At 59.6% G+C, this 22,658-nt stretch carries 18 protein-coding genes and 1 pseudogene; 13 read left to right on the forward strand and 6 right to left on the reverse strand.

Translation table 11 applies throughout. From position 1 onward, the window contains the following. Window positions 1–34 precede the first annotated feature (34 nt). The 4 genes from JFT86_RS00690 to JFT86_RS00705 all read left to right on the forward strand — a co-directional run bounded on the left by JFT86_RS00690 (window position 35) and on the right by JFT86_RS00705 (window position 3,199). The gene (locus JFT86_RS00690) at window positions 35–397 is read left to right on the forward strand and encodes an ArsC family reductase (RefSeq protein WP_003222107.1); all 363 of its coding nucleotides are present in this window, start codon (window positions 35–37) and stop codon (window positions 395–397) included. A 31-nt stretch (window positions 398–428) separates the two neighbouring features. After that, the gene (gene dapD / locus JFT86_RS00695; protein ID WP_201235023.1) at window positions 429–1,463 is read left to right on the forward strand and encodes a 2,3,4,5-tetrahydropyridine-2,6-dicarboxylate N-succinyltransferase; all 1,035 of its coding nucleotides are present in this window, start codon (window positions 429–431) and stop codon (window positions 1,461–1,463) included. A 129-nt stretch (window positions 1,464–1,592) separates the two neighbouring features. After that, window positions 1,593–2,798 (forward strand): cysteine desulfurase, encoded by a 1,206-nt coding sequence (locus JFT86_RS00700; protein WP_201235024.1) that lies wholly within the window; start codon window positions 1,593–1,595, stop codon window positions 2,796–2,798. After that, a complete protein-coding gene (locus JFT86_RS00705; RefSeq protein WP_201235025.1) occupies window positions 2,795–3,199 on the forward strand; it encodes a SufE family protein in 405 nt (134 codons plus the stop codon). The genes JFT86_RS00700 and JFT86_RS00705 overlap by 4 nt, the downstream gene beginning before the upstream one ends. A 141-nt stretch (window positions 3,200–3,340) precedes the next feature. Here the strand turns inward: JFT86_RS00705 and tcdA are convergent, their stop codons facing one another. Beyond that, on the reverse strand, window positions 3,341–4,159 hold the full coding sequence (gene tcdA, locus JFT86_RS00710) for a tRNA cyclic N6-threonylcarbamoyladenosine(37) synthase TcdA (RefSeq protein ID WP_201235026.1): 819 nt from the start codon (window positions 4,157–4,159) through the stop codon (window positions 3,341–3,343). Between the two features lie 214 nt (window positions 4,160–4,373). Between tcdA and JFT86_RS00715 the strand changes: the two genes are divergently transcribed. The 4 genes from JFT86_RS00715 (at window position 4,374) to JFT86_RS00730 (ending at window position 9,616) form a co-directional block, all read left to right on the forward strand. Next, window positions 4,374–6,965, forward strand: a complete 2,592-nt coding sequence (locus JFT86_RS00715) for a glycosyltransferase (RefSeq protein ID WP_201235027.1) — start codon at window positions 4,374–4,376, stop codon at window positions 6,963–6,965. Between the two features lie 237 nt (window positions 6,966–7,202). Then, a complete protein-coding gene (gene dapE / locus JFT86_RS00720; RefSeq protein WP_116028736.1) occupies window positions 7,203–8,354 on the forward strand; it encodes a succinyl-diaminopimelate desuccinylase in 1,152 nt (383 codons plus the stop codon). Further along, window positions 8,354–9,163: a putative RNA methyltransferase gene (locus JFT86_RS00725; protein ID WP_201235028.1), complete on the forward strand. Its 810-nt coding sequence runs from the start codon at window positions 8,354–8,356 to the stop codon at window positions 9,161–9,163. Before dapE ends, JFT86_RS00725 begins: the two co-directional genes overlap by 1 nt. 75 nt (window positions 9,164–9,238) lie before the next feature. Beyond that, window positions 9,239–9,616, forward strand: coding sequence for a hypothetical protein (locus tag JFT86_RS00730; RefSeq protein ID WP_007908869.1), 378 nt, complete (start codon window positions 9,239–9,241; stop codon window positions 9,614–9,616). 130 nt (window positions 9,617–9,746) lie between these two features. On the opposite strand, the gene JFT86_RS00735 is transcribed toward JFT86_RS00730, so the two are convergent. Further along, a complete protein-coding gene (locus JFT86_RS00735; protein ID WP_201235029.1) occupies window positions 9,747–9,956 on the reverse strand; it encodes a cold-shock protein in 210 nt (69 codons plus the stop codon). Window positions 9,957–10,195: 239 nt separating this feature from the next. Between JFT86_RS00735 and plsB the strand changes: the two genes are divergently transcribed. From plsB to JFT86_RS00755, 4 genes are all read left to right on the forward strand, one after another. Then, window positions 10,196–12,694, forward strand: coding sequence for a glycerol-3-phosphate 1-O-acyltransferase PlsB (gene plsB / locus JFT86_RS00740; protein WP_201235030.1), 2,499 nt, complete (start codon window positions 10,196–10,198; stop codon window positions 12,692–12,694). Between the two features lie 97 nt (window positions 12,695–12,791). Beyond that, window positions 12,792–13,478 carry a hypothetical protein gene (locus tag JFT86_RS00745; protein WP_201235031.1) on the forward strand — a complete coding sequence of 229 codons (687 nt, stop codon included), beginning with the start codon at window positions 12,792–12,794 and terminating at the stop codon, window positions 13,476–13,478. Between the two features lie 49 nt (window positions 13,479–13,527). Beyond that, window positions 13,528–13,926 carry a YbaY family lipoprotein gene (locus tag JFT86_RS00750; protein ID WP_201235032.1) on the forward strand — a complete coding sequence of 133 codons (399 nt, stop codon included), beginning with the start codon at window positions 13,528–13,530 and terminating at the stop codon, window positions 13,924–13,926. A 27-nt stretch (window positions 13,927–13,953) separates the two neighbouring features. Continuing rightward, window positions 13,954–14,643 carry a DUF4197 domain-containing protein gene (locus tag JFT86_RS00755; RefSeq protein WP_201235033.1) on the forward strand — a complete coding sequence of 230 codons (690 nt, stop codon included), beginning with the start codon at window positions 13,954–13,956 and terminating at the stop codon, window positions 14,641–14,643. Here the strand turns inward: JFT86_RS00755 and JFT86_RS00765 are convergent. The 3 genes and pseudogenes from JFT86_RS00765 to JFT86_RS00775 form a co-directional block, all read right to left on the reverse strand. Then, window positions 14,640–16,028: pseudogene (locus JFT86_RS00765) on the reverse strand (Fic family protein). The gene JFT86_RS00755 and the pseudogene JFT86_RS00765 sit on opposite strands and share 4 nt — an antisense overlap. A gap of 794 nt (window positions 16,029–16,822) precedes the next feature. Continuing rightward, window positions 16,823–19,891: an efflux RND transporter permease subunit gene (locus JFT86_RS00770; RefSeq protein WP_201235035.1), complete on the reverse strand. Its 3,069-nt coding sequence runs from the start codon at window positions 19,889–19,891 to the stop codon at window positions 16,823–16,825. 6 nt (window positions 19,892–19,897) lie between these two features. Next, window positions 19,898–20,998, reverse strand: a complete 1,101-nt coding sequence (locus tag JFT86_RS00775) for an efflux RND transporter periplasmic adaptor subunit (protein WP_201235036.1) — start codon at window positions 20,996–20,998, stop codon at window positions 19,898–19,900. Between the two features lie 94 nt (window positions 20,999–21,092). On the opposite strand from JFT86_RS00775, the gene JFT86_RS00780 reads away from it, so the two are divergent. Further along, a complete protein-coding gene (locus JFT86_RS00780; RefSeq protein WP_201235037.1) occupies window positions 21,093–21,728 on the forward strand; it encodes a TetR/AcrR family transcriptional regulator in 636 nt (211 codons plus the stop codon). Window positions 21,729–21,835: 107 nt separating this feature from the next. Here the strand turns inward: JFT86_RS00780 and JFT86_RS00785 are convergent, their stop codons facing one another. Further along, the gene (locus tag JFT86_RS00785; protein ID WP_201238534.1) at window positions 21,836–22,615 is read right to left on the reverse strand and encodes a class I SAM-dependent methyltransferase; all 780 of its coding nucleotides are present in this window, start codon (window positions 22,613–22,615) and stop codon (window positions 21,836–21,838) included. Window positions 22,616–22,658: the final 43 nt, after the last annotated feature.

The raw sequence follows: 22,658 nt of genomic DNA on the forward strand, positions 1-22,658 counted from the left end.
ATTTTTCTCCAGCACCTGTAAAGGGGGCGATTCCTTGACCGTTTCAAGTAAAACGTTGCACCTTTTCGGCATCAAAGCCTGCGACACCATGAAGAAGGCGCGCACCTGGCTCGATGAACACGCTGTCAGCTACGACTTTCACGATTACAAAACCGCCGGTATCGACCGTGAACACCTGACTCAGTGGTGTGATGAGCACGGCTGGCAAACGGTGTTGAACCGCGCAGGCACGACCTTTCGCAAACTCGACGACGAACGTAAAGCCGATCTCGACCAGTCGAAAGCCATCGAACTGATGCTCGCTCAACCCTCGATGATCAAGCGCCCGGTGCTCGATCTCGGTGACCGAACCCTGATTGGCTTCAAGCCAGATATCTACGCGGCCGCTCTGAAGTAAGCAGCCCGTCACTCTTTGTAGAGGTATTCACATGTCCAACTCCCTGTTCAGCATTGCCTTCGGTGTCGGCACGCAAAACCGTCAAGGCGCCTGGCTCGAAGTGTTCTACGCGCAACCACTGCTCAATCCTTCGGCCGAACTGGTCGCTGCCGTTGCGCAGATCCTCGGCTACACCGAAGGCAACCAGGCCATCACCTTCACCACCGCACAGGCTGCGCAACTGGCTGAAGCGGTCAAAGGCATCGACGCCGTGCAAGGCAAACTGCTGACCCGCCTGGCCGAGAGCCACAAGCCGCTTGTCGCCACTGTTCTGGCCGAAGACGCACAGCTGACCTCCACGCCTGAGGCGTACCTGAAGCTGCACCTGCTGTCCCATCGTCTGGTCAAGCCGCATGGCGTGAGCCTGGCCGGGATCTTCCCGTTACTGCCGAACGTGGCATGGACCAGCCAGGGCGCTATCGACCTGAGCGAACTGGCCGAACTGCAACTCGAAGCGCGTCTGCGTGGCGAGTTGCTGGAAGTGTTCTCGGTGGACAAGTTCCCGAAAATGACCGACTACGTTGTCCCTGCTGGCGTGCGTATCGCTGATGCCGCGCGTCTGCGTCTGGGCGCCTACGTGGGCGAAGGCACCACCGTGATGCACGAAGGTTTCATCAACTTCAACGCCGGCACCGAAGGCCCGGGCATGATCGAAGGCCGCGTATCCGCTGGCGTCTTCGTTGGCAAGGGTTCGGACCTGGGCGGCGGTTGCTCGACCATGGGCACCCTGTCGGGCGGCGGCAACATCGTGATCAAGGTCGGCGAAGGCTGCCTGATCGGCGCCAACGCCGGTATCGGTATCCCATTGGGCGACCGCAACACCGTCGAGTCGGGCCTGTACGTGACCGCCGGTACCAAAGTGGCGCTGCTGGACGAAAACAACAACCTGGTCAAAGTCGTGAAAGCGCGCGATCTGGCTGGCCAGACCGACCTGCTGTTCCGTCGCAATTCGGAAACCGGTGCCGTGGAATGCAAAACCCACAAATCGGCGATCGAACTGAACGAAGCGCTGCACGCTCACAACTAAGCGTTTAGACGATCCATTGTAGGAGTGAGCCTGCTCGCGATGCTTTAGCGCCCTTGCGGACGCCATCGCGAGCAGGCTCACTCCTACAAGTCTGGCGTACACCCCGCCCAAGTTCACAGGGCTGAACAGATGATGATTCCCTCCCCCTGGCGCGCCGATTTTCCGGCCATCGCCGCCCTGCAACGGCAGGACCAGACGTATCTGGACAATGCCGCCACCACGCAAAAACCCCAGGCCCTGCTCGACGCGCTGGCGCATTACTACGCCAACGGCGCGGCCAACGTGCATCGTGCGCAACATTTGCCCGGCGCCCACGCCACGCAAGCGTTCGAAGACAGCCGTCTCAAGGTTGCCCAGTGGCTGAACGCCGGTGACAGCGGGCAGATCATCTTTACCCACGGCGCCACCAGTGCGCTGAATCTCCTGGCCTATGGCCTGGAACATCTTTTCCATCCGGGCGATGAAATTGTCATCAGCGCCCTGGAGCATCACGCCAACCTGCTGCCGTGGCAGCAACTGGCACAACGTCGCCAACTGAAACTGGTGATCCTGCCGCTGGACGACGACGGCGTGATCGACCTCACTGCCGCTGTCCATCTGATCGGCCCACGCACCCGTTTGTTGGCGGTCAGTCAGTTGTCCAACGTGCTCGGCGCCTGGCAACCACTGCCTGCGCTGCTCGGCATGGCCAAGGCGCAGAACGCCCTGACCGTGGTCGACGGCGCCCAGGGTGTGGTGCACGGTCGGCATGACGTGCAGGCGCTGGGTTGCGATTTTTATGTGTTTTCCAGCCACAAACTGTACGGCCCCGATGGCCTCGGTGCGTTGTTCGGCCGCAATGCCGCGCTTGAACAGCTGAAGCCATGGCAGTTTGGTGGTGAGATGGTGCTTGAAGCCAACTACCACGACTCACGCTTTCGCCCTGCCCCGCTGGGTTTCGAAGCAGGCACTCCGCCGATTGCCAGTGTGATCGGTCTCGGCGCGACCCTTGATTATCTTGCCGGGCTGGATCAGGACGCGGTGTCCGCGCATGAAGCCGCGCTGCATGACTATCTGCTGCGCGGCCTCGCTGCCCGTAATGGGATTCGCTTGCTGGGCAAGCCGCAGCTGGCACTGGCGAGTTTTGTTGTCGAGGGTGTGCACAACGCCGATCTCGCGCACCTGCTGACCGAACAAGGCATTGCCGTGCGAGCCGGTCATCACTGCGCCATGCCGCTGCTGAAAAGCTTCGAACTGGCCGGGGCGATTCGCGTATCGCTGGCGCTGTATAACGATTCCGAAGATCTGGAACGCTTCTTCGAAGCGCTGGATCAAGCGTTGGAGCTGTTGCGGTGAACTTGCCGGTCGAGGCCGCCGAGGCGCTGCTGACCTTTCAGAATGCTGCAGGCTGGGAACAGCGGGCGCGGCTGCTGATGCAGATTGGCGATCGCCTGCCACCGTTGAATGACGCGGACAAGTGCGAAGCCAACCGGGTGCATGGCTGTGAAAGTCAGGTGTGGCTGGTTGGGGAGTTGCGTGACGGGTGTTGGCAATTCAGCGCCAGCAGCGATGCGCGAATGATTCGCGGATTGGTGGCGTTGTTGCTGTTGCGGGTCAATGGCTTGTCTGCCGCTGAGTTGCAACTCGTTGACCTGCCTGACTGGTTCAATCAACTCGGCCTTTCGCGCCAGTTGTCGCCGTCGCGCAGCAATGGCCTGAATGCCGTGCTCCAGCGAATGAATGAGCTGGCGGGTTGATCCTGTGGCGAGGGGATTTATCCCCGATGGGCTGCGAAGCGGCCCCTAAATCCTCACATGCGTTATGCCTGACACTCTGAGGAGCTGATCTGGGGGCGCTCCGCACCCCATCGGGGATAAATCCCCTCGCCACAAAATTTGCTAGCTTGTCGGTTTGACTCGGTCAGCCGGGCGCCGGACACCCGCCACAATCTTGTCCACAGCCTTGGTCGCCGCGACCATGCCGAACGTCGCCGTGACCATCATCACCGCGCCAAACCCGCCCGCGCAATCCAGCTTCACGCCATCGCCGACAAAACTTTTCTGCAAACAGATGCTGCCATCCGGTTTCGGATAGCGCAGTTGCTCGGTGGAAAACACACACGGCACGCTGTAATGGCGAGTCACGGTGCGTGAGAAGCCGTAGTCACGGCGCAAGGTTGAACGCACTTTCGAGGCCAGCGGATCGTTGAACGTACGGTTCAAATCGCAGACTTGAATCAGCGTCGGATCGATTTGCCCGCCGGCGCCACCGGTGGTGATGATCTGGATCTTGCGGCGCTTGCACCAGGCGATCAGCGCAGCCTTGGCGTTGACGGCGTCGATGCAGTCGATTACGCAGTCGATGTTCGGCGTGATGTACTCGGCCATGGTGTCGCGAGTGACGAAATCCGCCACCGCGTGCACGGTGCAATCCGGATTGATCCCGCGCAAACGCTCGGCCATCACTTCGACCTTGGGTTTGCCGACGGTGCTGTCCAGTGCATGCAACTGGCGGTTGGCGTTGCTCACGCAAACGTCGTCCAGATCGAACAGCGAAATTTCGCCGACGCCGCAACGGGCCATGGCTTCCGCTGCCCAGGAACCGACGCCACCGACGCCGACAATCGCTACATGGGCGGCGCGCAAGCGCTCCAGGCCTTCGATGCCATACAAACGGGCGATGCCTGCAAACCGCGGATCTTCTGTACTCATGACCATTACCCCAAAAACCGGCGCGCATTATAGGGCTACGCAGCGACAAGTTTTAAGCATCAAGCTACAAGTGTAAGAACTTAAGTCAAAGTCGGCTGCCCAATGTCGGGCATTTCCCTATCAGATGTACGACTGGCGAATTGCCGGTGTAGGATGCGCGCCCCTCGGGCGTATAGCCGACCGATCCTTCGTTCCACAGCCTTTGGAACCCGAAATAGCTATGTCATCGCGTAAATTTGGTCTCAACCTGGTGGTGGTTCTGGCAATCGCCGCCCTGTTCACCGGTTTCTGGGCGCTGATCAATCGCCCGGTCTCCGCGCCCAACTGGCCGGAGCAGATCTCCGGTTTCTCCTATTCGCCCTTTCAGCAGGGACAATTCCCACAGAAGGATCAGTATCCGTCTGACGACGAGATGCGCCGCGATCTGGAGATCATGAGCAAGCTGACGGACAACATCCGTATCTACTCGGTCGACGGCTCGCTGCAAGACATCCCGAAACTGGCGGAAGAATTCGGCCTGCGCGTGACCCTCGGGATCTGGATCAGCCCCGACCAGGAACGCAACGAACGGGAAATCCAGCGCGCCATCGAACTGGCCAACACCTCGCGCAGCGTGGTTCGCGTAGTGGTCGGCAACGAAGCGATCTTCCGCAAGGAAATCACCGCCGAGCAACTCAGCGTGCTGCTCGACCGCGTGCGTGCCGCCGTCAAGGTGCCGGTGACGACCTCCGAGCAGTGGCACGTCTGGGAAGAACACCCGGAACTGGCCAAGCACGTAGACCTGATCGCCGCCCACGTTCTGCCGTACTGGGAGTTCATCCCGGTCGACAAGGCCGGCCAATTCGTTTTCGATCGCGCCCGCGATCTGAAAAAACTGTTCCCGAAAAAACCGCTGCTGCTCTCCGAAGTGGGCTGGCCGAGCAACGGCCGCATGCGCGGTGGCGCCGACGCGTCGCCGGCGGATCAGGCAATTTATCTGCGCAACCTGGTCAACAAGCTCAACCGCCAGGGCTTCAACTACTTCGTGATCGAAGCGTTTGACCAGCCGTGGAAGGCCAGTGACGAAGGTTCTGTCGGCGCCTATTGGGGCGTGTTCAACGCCGCGCGTCAGCAGAAATTCAACTTCGAAGGCCCGGTGGTGGCGATTCCGCAATGGCGCGTGCTGGCGGTCGGCTCGGTGGTGCTGGCGCTGTTGTCGCTGACGTTGCTGATGATCGACGGCTCGGCGCTGCGCCAGCGTGGCCGAGTCTTCCTGACCTTTATCGCATTCCTCTGCGGCTCGGTGCTGGTGTGGATCGGTTACGACTACAGCCTGCAATACAGCACGTGGTTCAGTTTGACGGTCGGTTTCCTCTTGGCGCTCGGTGCGCTCGGGGTCTTTATCGTGTTGCTGACCGAGGCGCATGAATTGGCCGAGGCAGTGTGGATTCACAAGCGTCGGCGCGAGTTCCTGCCGGTCGAGGGCGACTCCAGCTATCGCCCGAAGGTGTCGATCCACGTGCCTTGCTACAACGAGCCGCCGGACATGGTCAAACAGACCCTCGACGCCTTGGCCGCGCTCGATTACCCGGACTACGAAGTCCTGATCATCGACAACAACACCAAAGATCCAGCGGTGTGGGAACCGGTGCGCGACTACTGCGCAACCCTCGGCCCACGCTTCAAGTTCTTCCACGTTTCGCCCTTGGCCGGTTTCAAGGGCGGTGCGCTGAACTATCTGATTCCGCACACTGCTAAAGACGCTGAAGTGATCGCGGTGATCGACTCCGATTACTGCGTGCACCCGAACTGGCTCAAGCACATGGTGCCGCACTTCGCCGATCCGAAAATTGCCGTGGTGCAGTCGCCGCAGGACTATCGCGACCAGAACGAAAGCACCTTCAAGAAGCTCTGCTACGCCGAATACAAAGGCTTCTTCCATATCGGCATGGTCACCCGCAATGACCGTGACGCGATCATCCAGCACGGCACCATGACCATGACTCGCCGTTCGGTCCTGGAAGAACTCGGTTGGGCCGACTGGTGCATCTGTGAAGACGCCGAACTTGGTCTGCGCGTATTCGAGAAAGGCCTGTCGGCGGCGTATTACCACGACAGTTACGGCAAGGGTCTGATGCCGGACACGTTCATCGACTTCAAGAAGCAACGTTTCCGCTGGGCCTACGGCGCGATCCAGATCATCAAGCGTCACACCCGCAGCCTGCTGCGCGGCAAGGACACCGAGCTGACCCGTGGCCAGCGCTATCACTTCCTCGCGGGCTGGTTGCCGTGGGTTGCGGACGGCATGAACATCTTCTTCACCGTCGGCGCGCTGTTGTGGTCGGCGGCGATGATCATCGTGCCGCAGCGGGTCGATCCGCCGTTGTTGATCTTCGCGATCCCGCCACTGGCGCTGTTCGTGTTCAAGGTCGGCAAGATCATCTTCCTCTACCGTCGCGCCGTCGGCGTGAACCTGAAAGATGCGTTCTGCGCGGCACTGGCAGGCCTGGCGTTGTCGCACACGATCGCCAAAGCGGTGCTGTACGGCTTCTTCACCAGCAGCATTCCGTTCTTCCGCACCCCGAAAAATGCCGACAACCACGGCTTCTGGGTGGCGATTTCCGAAGCGCGGGAAGAACTGTTCATCATGCTGTTGTTGTGGGGCGCGGCACTGGGGATCTTCCTGGTGCAAGGCATTCCGAGCAACGACATGCGTTTCTGGGTAGTCATGTTGCTGGTGCAATCGCTGCCGTATCTGGCAGCGCTGATCATGGCGTTCCTGTCGTCGCTGCCGAAACCTGTGCCTGCGCCTGAACCGGCGCCGGTCGTCTAAATCCTCGTTGATGCACTAAACGGCGGCCAATGGTCGCCGTTTTGCTTTAAGATAACCGCCATTTTGCGGGGCTTGGCGGCGTTCGGCTCATTGGCCGAACCCAATTCCTGTAGGAGTGAGCCTGCTCGCGATAGCGGTGTAACAATCAATAGTTACGTTGCCAGACACACCGCTATCGCGAGCAGGTTCACTCCTACAGTTAGTCCGCGCCCACATTCATGATCTTCGGAGTTTTCCATGACGGCCCACGCCGACCTTTCGCCGACCCTCCAACTCGCCATCGACCTGATCCGCCGTCCGTCCGTGACGCCGGTCGACGCCGATTGCCAGAAGCAGATGATGCAGCGCCTGGGCGATGCCGGTTTCACCCTCGAGCCGATGCGCATCGAAGATGTGGATAACTTCTGGGCCACACATGGCAACAACGACGGCCCGGTGCTGTGCTTCGCCGGTCACACCGACGTGGTCCCGACCGGTCCGGTAACGGCCTGGCAGATCGACCCGTTCAACGCGCTGATCGATGAACACGGCATGCTCTGCGGCCGTGGCGCGGCGGACATGAAAGGCAGCCTCGCGTCGATGACTGTCGCCGCTGAACGCTTTGTCGCCGACTACCCGAACCACAAGGGTAAAGTCGCTTTCCTGATCACCAGCGACGAAGAAGGCCCGGCGCATCACGGCACCAAGGCTGTGGTTGAACGTCTGGCTGCGCGCAACGAACGTCTGGACTGGTGCATCGTCGGCGAACCGTCGAGCACCACGCTGGTCGGCGACGTAGTGAAAAACGGTCGCCGTGGCTCGCTGGGCGCCAAGCTCACCGTCAAAGGCATTCAAGGCCACGTCGCTTATCCGCACCTGGCAAAGAACCCGATTCACCTCGCTGCTCCGGCGCTGGCTGAACTGGCCGCCGAACACTGGGATCACGGCAACGATTTCTTCCCGCCGACCAGTTTCCAGATTTCCAACGTCAATTCCGGCACCGGCGCGACCAACGTGATTCCTGGCGATCTGGTGGCGGTGTTCAACTTCCGCTTCTCTACCGAATCGACCGTCGAAGGCTTGCAGAAGCGCGTTGCCGACATCCTCGACAAGCACGATCTGGACTGGCACATCGACTGGGCGCTGTCCGGCCTGCCGTTCCTTACCGAACCGGGCGCGCTGCTCGACGCGGTGTCGGCGAGCATCAAGGACATCACCGGCCGCGAGACCAAGGCATCCACCAGCGGTGGTACCTCCGATGGCCGCTTCATCGCGACCATGGGTACGCAAGTGGTTGAGCTGGGCCCGGTCAACGCGACCATTCACCAGGTCAACGAGCGTGTACTGGCGGCCGATCTCGACGTGCTGACCGAGATCTACTACCAGACTCTGATCAAGTTGCTCGCCTGATGCTGGCGTGTCCGATCTGCAGTGAGCCGCTGAATACGGTGGACAACGGCGTGGTCTGCCCCGCCGGGCATCGCTTCGACCGCGCACGGCAGGGTTATCTGAATCTGCTGCCAGTGCAGCACAAGAACAGCCGTGACCCTGGCGATAACCAGGCGATGGTCGAAGCCCGCCGTGACTTCTTGAACGCCGGGCATTACGCCCCGGTGGCCAAGCGTTTGGCGGAACTGGCGGCCAGCTATGCGCCGGATCGTTGGGTCGATATCGGTTGTGGCGAGGGTTACTACACCGCGCAAATCGCTGCGGCCCTGCCGGATGCCGATGGCTACGCGCTGGACATCTCGCGTGAAGCAGTCAAACGCGCCTGCAAACGCAATCCGGCACTGACGTGGTTGATTGCGAGCATGGCCCGCGTGCCGTTGGCGTCGGACAGTTGCCAGTTTCTCGCCAGCGTTTTCAGTCCTCTGGACTGGGCAGAAGCCAAGCGTCTGCTCAGCGTCGGCGGCGGTCTGATGAAAGTCGGCCCGACCAGCGGCCACCTGATGGAGCTGCGCGAGCGCCTGTACGACGAAGTGCGCGAATACACCGACGACAAGCATCTGGCCCTGGTGCCGGAAAGCATGGCGCTGGCGCACAGTGAAACCCTGGAATTCAAACTGACGCTGGACAAGCCCGAGGATCGCGCCAACCTGTTGGCGATGACACCTCACGGCTGGCGTGCCAGTGCCGAGCGTCGTGCGGCGGTGATCGAACAGCCCGAGCCTTTCGAGACCACCGTGTCGATGCGCTACGATTATTTCGTTCTTCAATAACTTTTGGTCTCGGGCAAACGCCCGGGGCCGGCTAAATCCGCGAATGGATTTTTCAGACCCGCAGTGAGGACATCCATGCGCCAACCGGACATCGAGATTTACCTGAAAGACGCCGACGTCGACCACAAGGCCATTTCTGCCTGGCTGGGCGCCGCGTTGGGCCCGTGCAGCGACTGGGTACAGAAAGGGCAGACCTACAAGTGCAAGGCCGGCAATGTGCCGGTGACCTGGCTGCCGAAAGCCGTGGGCAAGTGGAACAGCCTGTACCTGGAAAGCGACCAGACGCCTTGGGACGACGACATCGCCTGCGCCCGCGCCGCATTTGCTGCGCTGAACGTGGAAGTGCGTTGTGCGCCGGGGACGTGGGTCGAAGAGGAAGGTGAAGAGACGGCTGATCGCTGGATGCGTATCAGCGCCGACGGTGAAGAAGAAATCACCTGGAAAACCGCTTAAACACAGATCCCATGTAGGAGTGAGCCTGCTCGCGATTGCGTAGTGCCAGTCAATATCAATGTTGACTGATACACCGCAATCGCGAGCAGGCTCACTCCTACAATGGTTTTTGGCATTCTCGAGGTTTGCGTTACAAGCCTACAACATCCTCGGCCTGCAAACCCTTCTCGCCAGTAATCACCGCGTACTCGACCTGTTGACCCTCGCTCAGCGACCGATGCCCTTCGCCGCGAATCGCACGGTAGTGCACGAACACGTCCACCCCGTCGTCGCGCTGAATGAAGCCGTAGCCCTTGGCGTCGTTGAACCACTTCACGTTGCCGGTTTCACGTGTTGCCATCTGTTCATACTCCTTTTTTATTATTGAACGGGCTTTTCGCAGGAAAGCCTCTTGAGGAACGTCAGCCTGCGCCCGACGTCCATTAAAGGGCCCCGGCGACAGACCGCCGAGTATATGACAGGCGGTAAAACTCTCAACAGGAGATTACTTCGCCGCTTTTTTGCCGATTTTCGAGTAATCCGGCAAACTGTCGACCGCCCGAGCAAACGCTCGGTTTTATCCACTCATGCAGAAGCCGTATGACCCGCTCCCCGTTCCGCCGTCTGGTGTTTGGCACCTTGCGCCGACTGCTGTATCTCTGGGTTCGCTCCGAGACGATCAACCAGTCGTCGTTCACCCTCAACCTCGACCGCAGTCGTCCGGTGTTCTACGTCCTGCAAAACCCATCGCTGACCGATCTGGCCGTGCTCGACACCGAGTGCACCAAGGCCGGCCTGCCGCGTCCGGTGCTGCCGGTGTCAGTGGGTTCGCTGATCGAGCCCGCCGCGTTCTTCTATCTGACCCCGGACCCGGACTGGCTCGGTCGCCAGGACAAACGCGGCGCGCCGCCGACCCTGACACGGCTGGTCAGCGCGCTCACGCAGAATGCTGCCGAAGACGCACAGATCATTCCGGTCAGCGTGTTCTGGGGGCAGTCGCCGGACAGCGAAAACAGCCCATGGAAACTGCTATTCGCCGACAGCTGGGCCGTCACCGGGCGCCTGCGTCGACTGCTGAGCATCATCGTCCTCGGGCGTAAAACCCGCGTGCAATTCTCCGCGCCGATCCACCTGCGCGAACTGATCGAACACAACAAGGGCCACGAGCGCACCGTGCGTATGGCCCAGCGCATCCTGCGTGTGCACTTCCGCAATCTGAAAGCCGCGGTCATCGGCCCGGATATTTCCCACCGCCGTAACCTGGTCAAAGGCCTGCTCAACCAGCCGCTGGTCAAGCAAGCAATCCTCGACGAAGCCGAGCGCGAGAACATCTCGCCGGAAAAAGCCAAGGCCCAGGCCCTGCGCTACGGCAACGAGATCGCCTCGGACTACACCTACACCGCGATTCGTTTTCTGGAAGTGGTGCTGAGCTGGTTCTGGAACAAGATCTACGACGGCATCAAGGTCAACCACATCGAAGGCGTGCAAAAGGTCGCCCAGGGTCACGAAGTGATCTACGTGCCATGCCACCGCAGCCACATCGATTACCTGCTGCTGTCGTACTTGCTGTTCCGCAACGGCCTGACCCCGCCGCACATCGCCGCCGGGATCAACCTCAACATGCCGGTGATCGGCAGTCTGCTGCGTCGTGGCGGTGCGTTCTTCATGCGCCGCACGTTCAAGGGCAATCCGCTGTACACCTCGGTGTTCAACGAATACCTGCACACCCTGTTCACCAAAGGCTTCCCGGTCGAATACTTCGTCGAGGGCGGTCGCTCGCGCACCGGGCGCATGCTGCAACCGAAAACCGGGATGCTCGCCATCACTATGCGCAGTTTCCTGCGTTCGTCGCGTATGCCGATCGTGTTTGTGCCGGTTTACATCGGCTACGAGCGCGTGCTGGAAGGTCGCACCTACCTTGGCGAACTGCGCGGCGCGAGCAAGAAGAAAGAATCGATCTTCGACATTTTCAAAGTCATCGGCGCGCTCAAACAACGCTTCGGTCAGGTCGCGGTGAACTTCGGCGAGCCGATCAAACTGGCGGAATTCCTCGACGCCGAACAACCGGACTGGCGCCAGCAGGAGCTCGGCCCGCAGTACAAACCGGCGTGGCTTAACGAGACCACCAACCGTCTCGGCGAAAAAGTCGCGCAGCATCTGAACGAAGCGGCGGCGATCAACCCGGTCAACCTGGTGGCGCTGGCGTTGCTGTCGACCAGCCGTCTGGCACTGGATGATCGGGCAATGGCGCGGGTGCTGGATCTGTACCTGGCGCTGCTGCGCAAGGTCCCGTATTCGCCGCACACCACATTGCCGGAGGGTGACGGCCGCGCGCTGATCGAGCATGTGAAGGACATGGATCTGCTGTCCGAACAAAACGATGCGCTGGGCAAGATTCTTTATCTGGACGAGCAAAATGCCGTCCTGATGACCTACTACCGCAACAACGTGCTGCACATCTTCGCCCTGCCGGCGCTGCTGGCGAGTTTCTTCCAGAGCGCCTCGCGCATGAGCCGCGAACAGATCCTGCGCTACACCCACGCGCTGTACCCGTACTTGCAGTCGGAGCTGTTCATTCGCTGGAGCCTCGAGGAACTCGACGCGGTGGTCGATCAATGGCTGGAAGCGTTCGTCGAGCAAGGCCTGCTGCGCTTCGAGAAAGACGTGTATCTGCGTCCGGCACCGAGCTCGCGGCATTTCGTGCTGTTGACCCTATTGTCGAAGAGCATCGCACAGACCCTGCAACGCTTCTACATGACCGTCTCGCTGCTGCTCAACGCCGGCCAGAACAGCGTCAGCGCCGAAGAACTGGAAGACCTCTGCACGGTCATGGCCCAGCGCCTGTCGATCCTGCACGGCCTCAACGCCCCGGAGTTCTTCGACAAGAGCCTGTTCCGCCACTTCATCCAGACCCTGCTCGACCTCGACGTGCTGCGTCGCGATGAGGCCGGCAAACTGAGCTACCACGAACTGCTCGGCGAACTCGCCGAAGGCGCGGCCAAGCGCGTATTGCCGGCGGAGATTCGTTTGTCGATCCGCCAGGTTGCACTGCATCGCAGTGAAGATGCTGCGGAAACAGCAGTCACACCTCAAGCTTGAAACTTGTAGACAACTAACGGGGGAGTGCTTCTATTCCCCCTTTGCTTTATCCATGAATTAATAGGCTCTATCAATAACTCACGATAGGGATATCGAAATGAGCCTGTTAAATGAACAACCCGGCGTCGTAACTTTACACTTCAATCTGCCCGCTGAGTTTCAAGTGCCGCTCACTGGCGAAAACGAAACCGTCGTCAGCGTCAAAGTTGTCAATGCCAAATCGCCGGTAACGGTCAAGGACTGGCGCCATCCTGCATTTTTCGGCAATACCTGGAAGTTTCACTTCCCACACAACTACGACGGCGTGGGTGTGAAATACCAGGTTCATATTCAGCTGTTTCACAACCAACAGCCCTTGCTGGTCGAGCTGGACTATTTCGTCGTGGTCAATCAGGCTCCCTACAGCCAGACTGTCAACCTGAGTCCGCTCGGGATGCTCTACGTCGAAGTTAAGTTGCCGGAAACATCACCGACCGAAGAAGCCATCACGATCAGCCTGCATGAGGCTACCGCTCCGGAAGTTGAACTTGTGCGCATCAAGCACGATGAACGGACAGCAACTTCTTTTTATCTCAAATATGATCCCGACAGCGTTATACCCGGTAAACGCTATGCACTGACGGGCGTCGAAAACCGTTATCACCAGCAAGTTCAAGTCTCCCCGGGAGCTGTAGAACTCTCACCCGTTTCGCGAAATTTCAGTGCACGTCTTTTCCAGTCAGTCGCACTATGGCTGGAAAAACCCTTACGTTTGTTCACTGACGCTGGCGCCAAAATCCGCTAAATTTTATCGGCGCCGGGATTTTTCCGGCGCATCTGTCTTAGAGGTTCCGATGAAAAAATTGATTCTTCTTGCCACCGCCACGCTGTTGAGCGCCTGCCAATCGACCACCCCCGCCGGCAAGGTTGGCCTCGACGGCGAAGTGTTCTACCTGCAACGCATCGCCCTGCCTCCGAGCGCGACCCTGAGCGTGAGCCTGCAGGACGTGTCCTTGGCCGATGCCCCGGCCGTGGTGCTGGATGAACAGAAAGGCCCGGTCAAGGGTCAGGTTCCGCTGCCCTTTCACTTGAGCTACGATCCGGCCCAGGTCAAACCCGGACACCGTTATTCGGTCAGCGCGCGCATTGAAGTCAACGGTGAATTGATGTTCATCACCACCGAAAACCACGCCGTACAACTCGACGGCAACGATCCACAGCCGTTGAAAATCCGCGTCGACGCCGTTCGTTAATTCATTTTCTGCAACAAGGAAGCCGCCATGCTCCGCCCTACCCTTCGCTTCGCCGGCCTCTGCGCGGGCCTGATGATCTCCGCCAACGTGCTGGCGCTGTCGCTCAGCGACTTGTCGCAACAAGACGCCACCGGCGGCCTCAAGGACGCCCTGACCCAAGGCGCGCAACTGGCCGTCAAACAACTGGGCACCCCGGGCGGTTTCAGCAACAACCCTGAGGTGAAGATCGAACTGCCGGGCAAACTCGGTAAAGCCGCCAGCAAAATGAAAGCCTTCGGCATGGGCGCCCAGGTCGAAGAACTGGAAACCGCGATGAACAAGGCAGCGGAAACCGCCGTGACCCAGGCCCAGCCGATCCTCGTCGACGCCGTGAAGAAAATGAGCGTGGCCGACGCCAAGGGCATCCTCAGCGGCGGCAAGGATTCGGCCACCCAATACCTCGACAAATCCAGCCGCGAACAGATCCGCGCCAAGTTCCTGCCGATCGTCAAACAGGCGACCGACAAGGTTGGCGTGGCGCAGAAGTACAACTCGTTTGCCGGCCAGGCCGCGACCTTCGGTGTGGTGGACGCGAAGAGCGCCAACGTCGAGAACTACGTGACCGAACAAGCGCTGAATGGCTTGTTCGAAATGATCGGCAAACAGGAAGAAACAATCCGCCAGAACCCGGCCGCTGCGGCGACCAGTCTGGCGAAGAAAGTATTCGGCACTCTTTAAGCCGGCACCGAACGGGAGCGAAATTTCTCGCTCCCGTTTTTCAACTCATTTGCAATGTGCAAGAAGAACACCCACTCAGGGCCCATTTTTCTCTTTTCGAAAACCTGCAACTCGACCAGTCCGTTGAGCGTCGACATCGCTGATCCGTAAGTGCAGCCAAGATGTTCCATCACATTGCCTGCCGTAAACTCCTTCGCCATTCCGTTTTTGGCAGCCTGATACAAAGACCGTTGCCGCTCTGTCAGCCGATCGAAGAATCCCGACTCCGTCAGCCATCGTTCAAAGTCCTCGTTAAGCGCCACGCTCTTGCGCCTGGCTTAATCAAAACAGCCCACCACCCGCACAATCACCGAACACTGAAACTCGATGAAGTAGGTCAGATCCAACTCATCCGCCTCGGTATGCAGATAGGAACGTCCATACTTCACCGGCGCATTACGCAACAACAGACTGATCGCGATGTAGCGAAAGGCCGCGAACTCGTTCTTGAACATGAACCAATAAAACAACGCCCTCGCGACCCGACCGTTACCGTCGCGAAACGGATGCTCGTAGCCCAAGGCAAAGTGCAACGTGATCGCCTTGATCAGCGGATGCAGATAGTTTTTGTGGTGGGGTAATTCATGGGCGAGATTGATCCACTGCGAAAGCCGCTCCAGCCGCAAAACCAGCCCGGCGGCCGGTGGCGGCCGATGCACCGTGTTGCCCGCACCGTCCTGAACAACCACTTCATCATTCGCCCTGAACACACCGGGAGAATACCGCTCGTCATCAATCCCCTCGACGCCAATCCGATGCATCGCGCTGATCAACTCGACACTCAACGGTTCGTAGCGTTTTTCCCAGGCGAAATTCATCATCCGATAGTTGCCCATGACCATACGCTCGTCCGGCGTACGCGGCTGGCGCTGGCGCTTGAGCATGTCCTTGGCCACACGCGTGGTCGTCGCAGCACCTTCCAGCTGACTGCTGGCGATTGCTTCGTCCTCGATCAGATCATTCAGCAAATAACTGAAATGCGCCCGCTCGCCGATCTGACTGGTCATGTAGTCCAACGCAGCACTGGTCGTCTGCCGATCCACGATAGACAGGGTTCTCTGCGCCAACGGCGTCAACAAATACTTGCCCCACTGCGCCGGTTCTCCAAACCGCAGCAAATTGACGTATTGCGCAATCCGCGCCTTCTTGACCAGAGCCCAACACAAATTGACATCCAGCCCCGCAGCCCAGCGATAGCGCAACGCTTCGAAGGGCAGATAACGACCCTGATCGTCGAACGGCTTGAGCAAAGCGAGATAATCCGCCAAACGATGCTTGTGAGGTGGACGCATCAACAAATCGAACACGGGGTCAGTTCTGCCTTTCAATGCTGGTGGCTTTTTCATGAAGACAAACTCAGGAACGCTGGAAAGCAGAGGCTGGAGTACAGCATCCAAGACACCGAGGCTCAATATCGGAGGTTTCTGAAAAAGATGTAGGAAGTGGCAGAGCGGGCCATGGGCATCCAGATAGAAATGGGTCGGCTGGCAGGCCGCCATCGCTGGCAAGCCAGCTCCCACAATTTGGATTGTGTGCATACAGATAGAGATTGGGTGGCTGTCAGGGCGTCATCGCGAGCAGGCTCGCTCCTACAATTTGATGGCGTACATCTGCAAGCAACAGGTCGGCTGTCAGGCCGCCTTCGCGAGCAGGCTCACTCCTACAATTGGATGGCGTACATCTGCAAGCAACGGGTCGGCTGTCAGGCCGCCTTCGCGAGCAGGCTCGCTCCCACAGAAGAGCAAGAACAGATCGCTTCTGCTCCCCACCACTCAACAGGATGAGCGTTAGCTCGGCTGCAGCTTTTGATCTTGATCTCAAAGGCCCGTCGGCAGGCTGAGCGGAGGGATTGATCCGGGGGTGGGAGCGCAGCGACCGTTCGACGAAGTCGAACACATCGAGAGGAGGTGCAGCGAAGCAAACCGGAGGCGATGCGCCCGGATCGAGCCCGGAGCGAAGGAACCCGAGCCACAGCGAGGGCCGAACGTCAGGGCAAAGCCTTTTGGGTTACCTTTTCGGCGTTTGGAAAAGGTGACCCGCCGTAAGGGCGGAACCCTAAGCCGCCATCACCCAAAAAACGGATATACACCCCAAAACCCAAGAACATGGTCGGCCCGAAGGCCGCCACGTCACACACAAATCAACCCTCCCGCCGAACCCGGAACCAAGCCGCATACAAAGCAGGCAAAAACAAAAGCGTCAGCGCAGTAGCAACAATCAACCCGCCCATGATCGCCACCGCCATCGGCCCAAAAAACACACTCCGCGACAACGGAATCATCGCCAAAACCGCCGCCAATGCCGTCAACACAATCGGCCGAAAACGCCGCACCGTCGCCTCGATAATCGCCTGCCAAGGCTTAAGCCCAGAGGCAATATCCTGCTCGATCTGATCCACCAGAATCACCGAGTTACGCATGATCATCCCGGACAACGCGATCGTCCCCAACATCGCCACAAACCCGAACGGCTGCCGGAACACCATCAAAAACAGCGTCACCCCGATCAACCCCAACGGCGCCGTCAAAAACACCATCGCCGTGCGCGAAAAACTGCGCAACTGCACCATCAGCAACGTCAGCACCACGACAATGAACATCGGCACCCCGGCATTTACCGACTTCTGCCCGCGTTCCGAATCCTCCACCGTGCCGCCGACATCCAGCAGATAACCATCCGGCAATTCAGCCCGAATCGAATCCAGCGTCGGCATGATCTGCTTCACAAGAGTCGCCGGCTGCTCCTTGCCATAAATGTCCGCTCGCACAGTCACGTTCGGCAGACGATTACGGTGCCAGATGATGCCTTCCTCGAAACCGTATTCCAGCGTGGCAATCTGCGACAACGCCACACTGCGACCGTTATCCGTCGGCACTGCCAGACTCGGCAACAACGACAGTTCAGTGCGCTCATGCACCGTGCCGCGCAGCAGAATCTCGATCAACTCATTGTCTTCGCGATACTGACTGACACTCGAACCGGTCAACGAACTCTGCAGGAATTTAGCCAGATTGGCCGTGCTGACCCCAAGCGCCCTGGCGCGATCCTGATCAATGTTCAGGTAGACAACCTTGCTCGGCTCCTCCCAATCCAGATGCACATTGACCACATGCGGATTCTCGCGAACCTTGGCGGCAACCTTGCGCGCCAGTGCACGCACTTCCTCGATGTGTTCGCCAGTGACGCGGAACTGCACCGGATAACCAACCGGAGGACCGTTCTCCAAGCGCGTGACCCGTGAGCGCAGCGCCGGGAACTGTTCGTTGAGAGTGTCGATCAGCCAGGTGCGCAAGGCTTCGCGCTCCTCGATGTTTTTCGCCAGCACCACAAATTGCGCAAAGCTCGCTGCGGGTAACTGCTGATCCAGCGGCAGATAAAAACGCGGCGAGCCCGTACCCACATAAGCCACATAGTTATCGATACCGGCGTGCTCCTTGAGCATCGCTTCGAGGCGCTTGACCTCACCCGTGGTGTTCGCCAGCGACGCGCCTTCGGCCAGTTTCAGATCTACCATCAGCTCCAGTCGGTTCGAGGCCGGGAAGAACTGTTGCGGGACGAAACGAAAGAGCATCACCGAGGCAATAAACAGCCCTACGGTCAGCACGATCACGGTCTTGCGGTGCGCCACGCACCATTCGACCAGACGACGCACCCGCTGATAGAACGGCGTGCCGTACGGATCCGACTGACCATCCGCCGTGCCGTGTTTGGCCGCATGAATTTTCGCCAGATCCGGCAGGAGCTTTTCCCCCAGGTAAGGGACGAACACTACCGCCGCCACCCATGAAGCGAGCAGCGCGATGGTCACTACCTGAAAGATCGAACGGGTGTATTCGCCGGTGCCGGACTGCGCCGTGGCAATCGGCAGAAAGCCTGCGGCGGTGATCAGCGTACCGGTGAGCATCGGGAACGCCGTGCTGGTCCAGGCATAACTCGCCGCCCTGATACGGTCGAAACCCTGCTCCATTTTGATCGCCATCATTTCCACGGCAATGATCGCGTCGTCCACCAGCAAACCCAGCGCCAGCACCAACGCACCGAGGGAGATCTTGTGCAGGCCGATGCCGAGGTAATACATGCAAGCGAAGGTCATCGCCAGCACCAGCGGAATGGTCAGTGCCACGACCATGCCGGTTCGCACGCCGAGGGAGAAGAAGCTCACCAGCAAGACAATCGCCAGCGCTTCGACCAGTACCTGAACGAATTCGCCGACCCCGGTTTTCACCGCCGCCGGTTGATCGGATACCTTGCGCAATTGCATGCCGGCCGGAAGGTTTTTCTGGATGCGCGAAAACTCGCCTTCCAGCGCCTTGCCAAGCACCAGAATGTCGCCGCCATCCTTCATCGCCACGGCCAGACCGATCGCGTCTTCGCCCATGAAACGCATGCGCGGCGCCGGTGGATCGTTGAAACCGCGACGCACGTCGGCGACATCGGATATACGGAACGTACGATCGCCGACCCTGATCGGAAAGTTTTTTATCTCATCGACTGTCTGAAAATTCCCGGAAACCCGTAGCTGCAAACGCTCGCTGCTGGTTTCGAAGAAGCCGGCAGTGGATACCGCGTTCTGCTCCTCCAGCGCCTGCTGCACCGCCGCCAGCGGCAAGCCGAGGGTGGCGAGTTTGACGTTGGACAGTTCGACCCAGATCTTTTCGTCCTGTAAACCGAGCAGATCGACCTTGCCGACATCCTTGACCCGTTGCAGCTGGATCTGGATGCGATCGGCGTAATCCTTGAGCACGGCGTAGTCGAAACCGTCGCCGGTCAGCGCGTAGATATTGCCGAACGTGGTGCCGAATTCGTCGTTGAAGAATGGCCCTTGAATGCCCGGCGGCAAGGTCTGGCGGATGTCGCCGACTTTCTTGCGCACCTGATACCAGAGGTCGGGGATTTCCTTGGAATGCATCGAATCGCGGGCAATGAACGTGACTTGCGATTCACCGGGGCGCGAGAACGAAACAATGCGTTCGTACTCACCGGTTTCCATCAGCTTCTTTTCGATGCGTTCGGTGACCTGGCGCGAGACTTCCTGCGCGGTCGCGCCCGGCCAGCGCGTCTGAATGACCATGGCCTTGAAGGTGAACGGCGGGTCTTCACTCTGACCCAGCTTGGTGTAGGACAACGCACCGACGATCGCCAGCAAAAGCATCACGAACAGTACGATCTGGCGATTACGCAACGCCCATTCGGAGAGGTTGAAGCGCATCGGGGCTTACTCCTTGTCCGCCAGATTGACCACACGGTTGGAGCGATCCACGGGACGCACCTGCTGCCCTTCGAGCAGTACATGCACGCCAGCGGCGACCACCCAATCGCTGGCGTTCAAGCCTTCGAGCACCGGTACGGTTTTCTCGCCGAACGGGCCGACGCGCACGGGGGTTTTCTTCAGGGTGTTGTTGGCGTTGACGACCCAGACGTAGGTCGCGCCGTTTTCAGCGGTCAGCGCCGACAGTGGCACGGACAGCGGCACGACATCGGCTGACTGCACGAACACCCGGGCGCTCTGGCCGAGCTCGGCCGGGACTTTGCCGCTGGTGAAAGAAATACGTGCGGCGAAGGTTCGCGATCGCGGATCGGCGGCGGGAGACAGCTCGCGGATCTGCCCGGCAAAACGCTGGTTCTGCTGCGTCCACAACTCGACAGTCACCGGTTGCCCGACCTTGAAGCGGCCAAAGCTCTGTTCCGGCAGACTGATCAACACTTCACGTTCGCCATCGGTGGCGAGGGTGAACACGGTTTGCCCGGCAGCGACAACCTGGCCGACTTCCACCGAACGCTGGGCGACCACGCCATCCTGTGGCGCACGCAAAACCGCGTAACTGGCCTGATTGGTCGAAACGTTGAATTCGGCTTTGATTTGCTTGAGGCGGGCTTCGCCGGAGCGGTAAAGGTTTTCGGCGTTGTCGTACGCGGAGCGGCTGACCATCTGCCGATCCATCAGGGTTTTGTAGCGATCACGCTCGGCGCGCACCAGATTGAGATTGGCTTCGGCGGCAGCGACTTGGGCGCGGGTGGCTTCCAGTTGCAGGCGCACATCCTGCGGATCGAGTTCGGCGAGAGGCTGATCAGCCTTGACGCGCTGGCCTTCATCGACCAGTCGTCGGCTGACTTTGCCCCCGATGCGGAACGCCAGATTCGGCTCGTAACGGGCGCGGACTTCGCCCGGATAACTTTCCATCGCCTGCGCCGAAGGCTCTGGCTGCACCACCATGGCCGGTCGCACGGCCACTTGCGTCGCCTCTTCCTGACCGCATGCCGATAATAAAAATGCCAGACCGGCTGGCAACGCAAAGGACAACGCATGGCGGAACATGGTGACGGACCTTTCGCTAATGGTGCTTGGAATAATTATACTGGCCGGTATGTTATTAATAGCAAACTCACCAGTCCAGTATTAAAAGCGAAGAATGTCGAACAATCTTTCAGCTCCAAACGGCCCGGGCCGCCCCAAGGATCTGGCCAAGCGCCAGGCGATCCTCGATGCGGCGAAAATTCTTTTTCTGAGTCACGGCTATGCCAACACCAGCATGGACGCGGTCGCTGCCGAGGCTAGCGTGTCGAAGCTGACGGTCTACAGCCATTTCAACGACAAGGAGACGCTGTTTTCCGCCGCCGTGATGGCCAAATGCGAGGAGCAACTGCCACCGCTGTTCTTCGAATTGCCGGAAGGCATTGCTGTGGAAAGTGTGTTGCTGAACATTGCGCGAGGCTTTCATCAGCTGATCAACAGCGATGAATCGGTGAATTTGCATCGCCTGATCATGGCGCTCGGCAGTCAGGATCCGAATCTGTCGCTGATCTTCTTCGAAGCGGGCCCGCAGCGCATGGTCCAGGGGATGGAGCGATTGCTCACGCGCATCCACGAGACTGGCGCACTGAACATCGACCTGCCACGTAATGCGGCCGAGCATTTTTTCTGCCTGATCAAGGGCGCGGGGAATTTTCGTTTGTTGTATGGCTGCGGCGAGCCGTTGAGCGAAGAGGCTTCAGAGAGCCATGTGCAGGAAGTGGTGGGGCTATTTATGCGCGCTTACAAGCCGTAGCTTCGTTGATTGGGCTGGCCCCATCGCGAGCAGGCTCACTACTACAGTGGATGTGTGTACGGATCCATTGTAGGAGTGAGCCTGCTCGCGATGGGGGCGACTCGGTTTCAAGGTTTGAGCGCTTTCTTAGGGTAGATATCGTAACGGCTCGATTTACCATCCAGCGCATGACTCGGCTTCGGCCCCTCGATGCACGGCGCCTTGCGTGGGCGCTTGACCACCACGCGATGGGTCGCCAATGCCAGAGCCGCTTCCAACAGCGCCGGGGCATCAGGATCATCCCCGACCAGTGGCCGGAACAGGCGCATTTCCTTCTTCACCAGCGCGGTTTTCTCACGATGCGGGAACATCGGGTCCAGGTAAATCACCTGCGGCGGCTCGCCTTGCCAGTTGCGCATGACCTCGATGGAGTTGCCCTTGAGCAATTTCATCCGCGCCACGATCGGCGCCACGTCGAAATCTTCCGCGCCACGCGCCAGACCATCCTCCAGTAATGCACCGATCAGCGGTTGACGCTCGATCAGGCTCATCTCGCAACCGAGGCTGGCCAATACGAACGCATCCTTGCCCAACCCCGCCGTGGCATCCAGCACCCGCGGGCGCACGCCTTGGGCGATGCCGACAGCCTTGGCGATCATCTGGCCGCTGCCGCCACCGTACAACCGACGGTGTGCCGCGCCGCCCTCGACGAAGTCCACGCGCACCGGCCCCGGTGCATCCGGGCCAAGCTGCTGGAGCTGTAAACCCTGCTCGCCGACCTGCAAGGCGAACTCACCATCGGCCACTTGCAGCGGCAGGCCGAGGCGTTCGGCCCACTGCTCGGCTTGCGCTTCAAACGTCGGGCCGAGGGCTTCGACATGGATGCGGCAGGCCGCGGGTTGCTCAATCATGGAAAACACGCTCAAAAAAGTTAAGGATCGGCAAAAACCG

It is taken from the genome of Pseudomonas sp. TH06 (assembly GCF_016651305.1).
In the GTDB taxonomy this organism is placed as follows: Bacteria; Pseudomonadota; Gammaproteobacteria; order Pseudomonadales; family Pseudomonadaceae; genus Aquipseudomonas.

What these genes read in the sequence shown, in the direction of transcription:
- tcdA (WP_201235026.1), bottom strand. Translation starts at nt 4,159, where the DNA reads ATGGTCATGAGTACAGAAGATCCGCGGTTTGCAGGCATCGCCCGTTTG.
- JFT86_RS00725 (WP_201235028.1), top strand. Translation starts at nt 8,354, where the DNA reads ATGCTGGCGTGTCCGATCTGCAGTGAGCCGCTGAATACGGTGGACAAC.
- JFT86_RS00775 (WP_201235036.1), bottom strand. Translation starts at nt 20,998, where the DNA reads ATGTTCCGCCATGCGTTGTCCTTTGCGTTGCCAGCCGGTCTGGCATTT.
- JFT86_RS00770 (WP_201235035.1), bottom strand. Translation starts at nt 19,891, where the DNA reads ATGCGCTTCAACCTCTCCGAATGGGCGTTGCGTAATCGCCAGATCGTA.
- JFT86_RS00735 (WP_201235029.1), bottom strand. Translation starts at nt 9,956, where the DNA reads ATGGCAACACGTGAAACCGGCAACGTGAAGTGGTTCAACGACGCCAAG.
- JFT86_RS00745 (WP_201235031.1), top strand. Translation starts at nt 12,792, where the DNA reads ATGAGCCTGTTAAATGAACAACCCGGCGTCGTAACTTTACACTTCAAT.
- dapD (WP_201235023.1), top strand. Translation starts at nt 429, where the DNA reads ATGTCCAACTCCCTGTTCAGCATTGCCTTCGGTGTCGGCACGCAAAAC.
- JFT86_RS00780 (WP_201235037.1), top strand. Translation starts at nt 21,093, where the DNA reads ATGTCGAACAATCTTTCAGCTCCAAACGGCCCGGGCCGCCCCAAGGAT.
- JFT86_RS00750 (WP_201235032.1), top strand. Translation starts at nt 13,528, where the DNA reads ATGAAAAAATTGATTCTTCTTGCCACCGCCACGCTGTTGAGCGCCTGC.
- JFT86_RS00730 (WP_007908869.1), top strand. Translation starts at nt 9,239, where the DNA reads ATGCGCCAACCGGACATCGAGATTTACCTGAAAGACGCCGACGTCGAC.
- plsB (WP_201235030.1), top strand. Translation starts at nt 10,196, where the DNA reads ATGACCCGCTCCCCGTTCCGCCGTCTGGTGTTTGGCACCTTGCGCCGA.
- JFT86_RS00715 (WP_201235027.1), top strand. Translation starts at nt 4,374, where the DNA reads ATGTCATCGCGTAAATTTGGTCTCAACCTGGTGGTGGTTCTGGCAATC.
- dapE (WP_116028736.1), top strand. Translation starts at nt 7,203, where the DNA reads ATGACGGCCCACGCCGACCTTTCGCCGACCCTCCAACTCGCCATCGAC.
- JFT86_RS00700 (WP_201235024.1), top strand. Translation starts at nt 1,593, where the DNA reads ATGATGATTCCCTCCCCCTGGCGCGCCGATTTTCCGGCCATCGCCGCC.
- JFT86_RS00755 (WP_201235033.1), top strand. Translation starts at nt 13,954, where the DNA reads ATGCTCCGCCCTACCCTTCGCTTCGCCGGCCTCTGCGCGGGCCTGATG.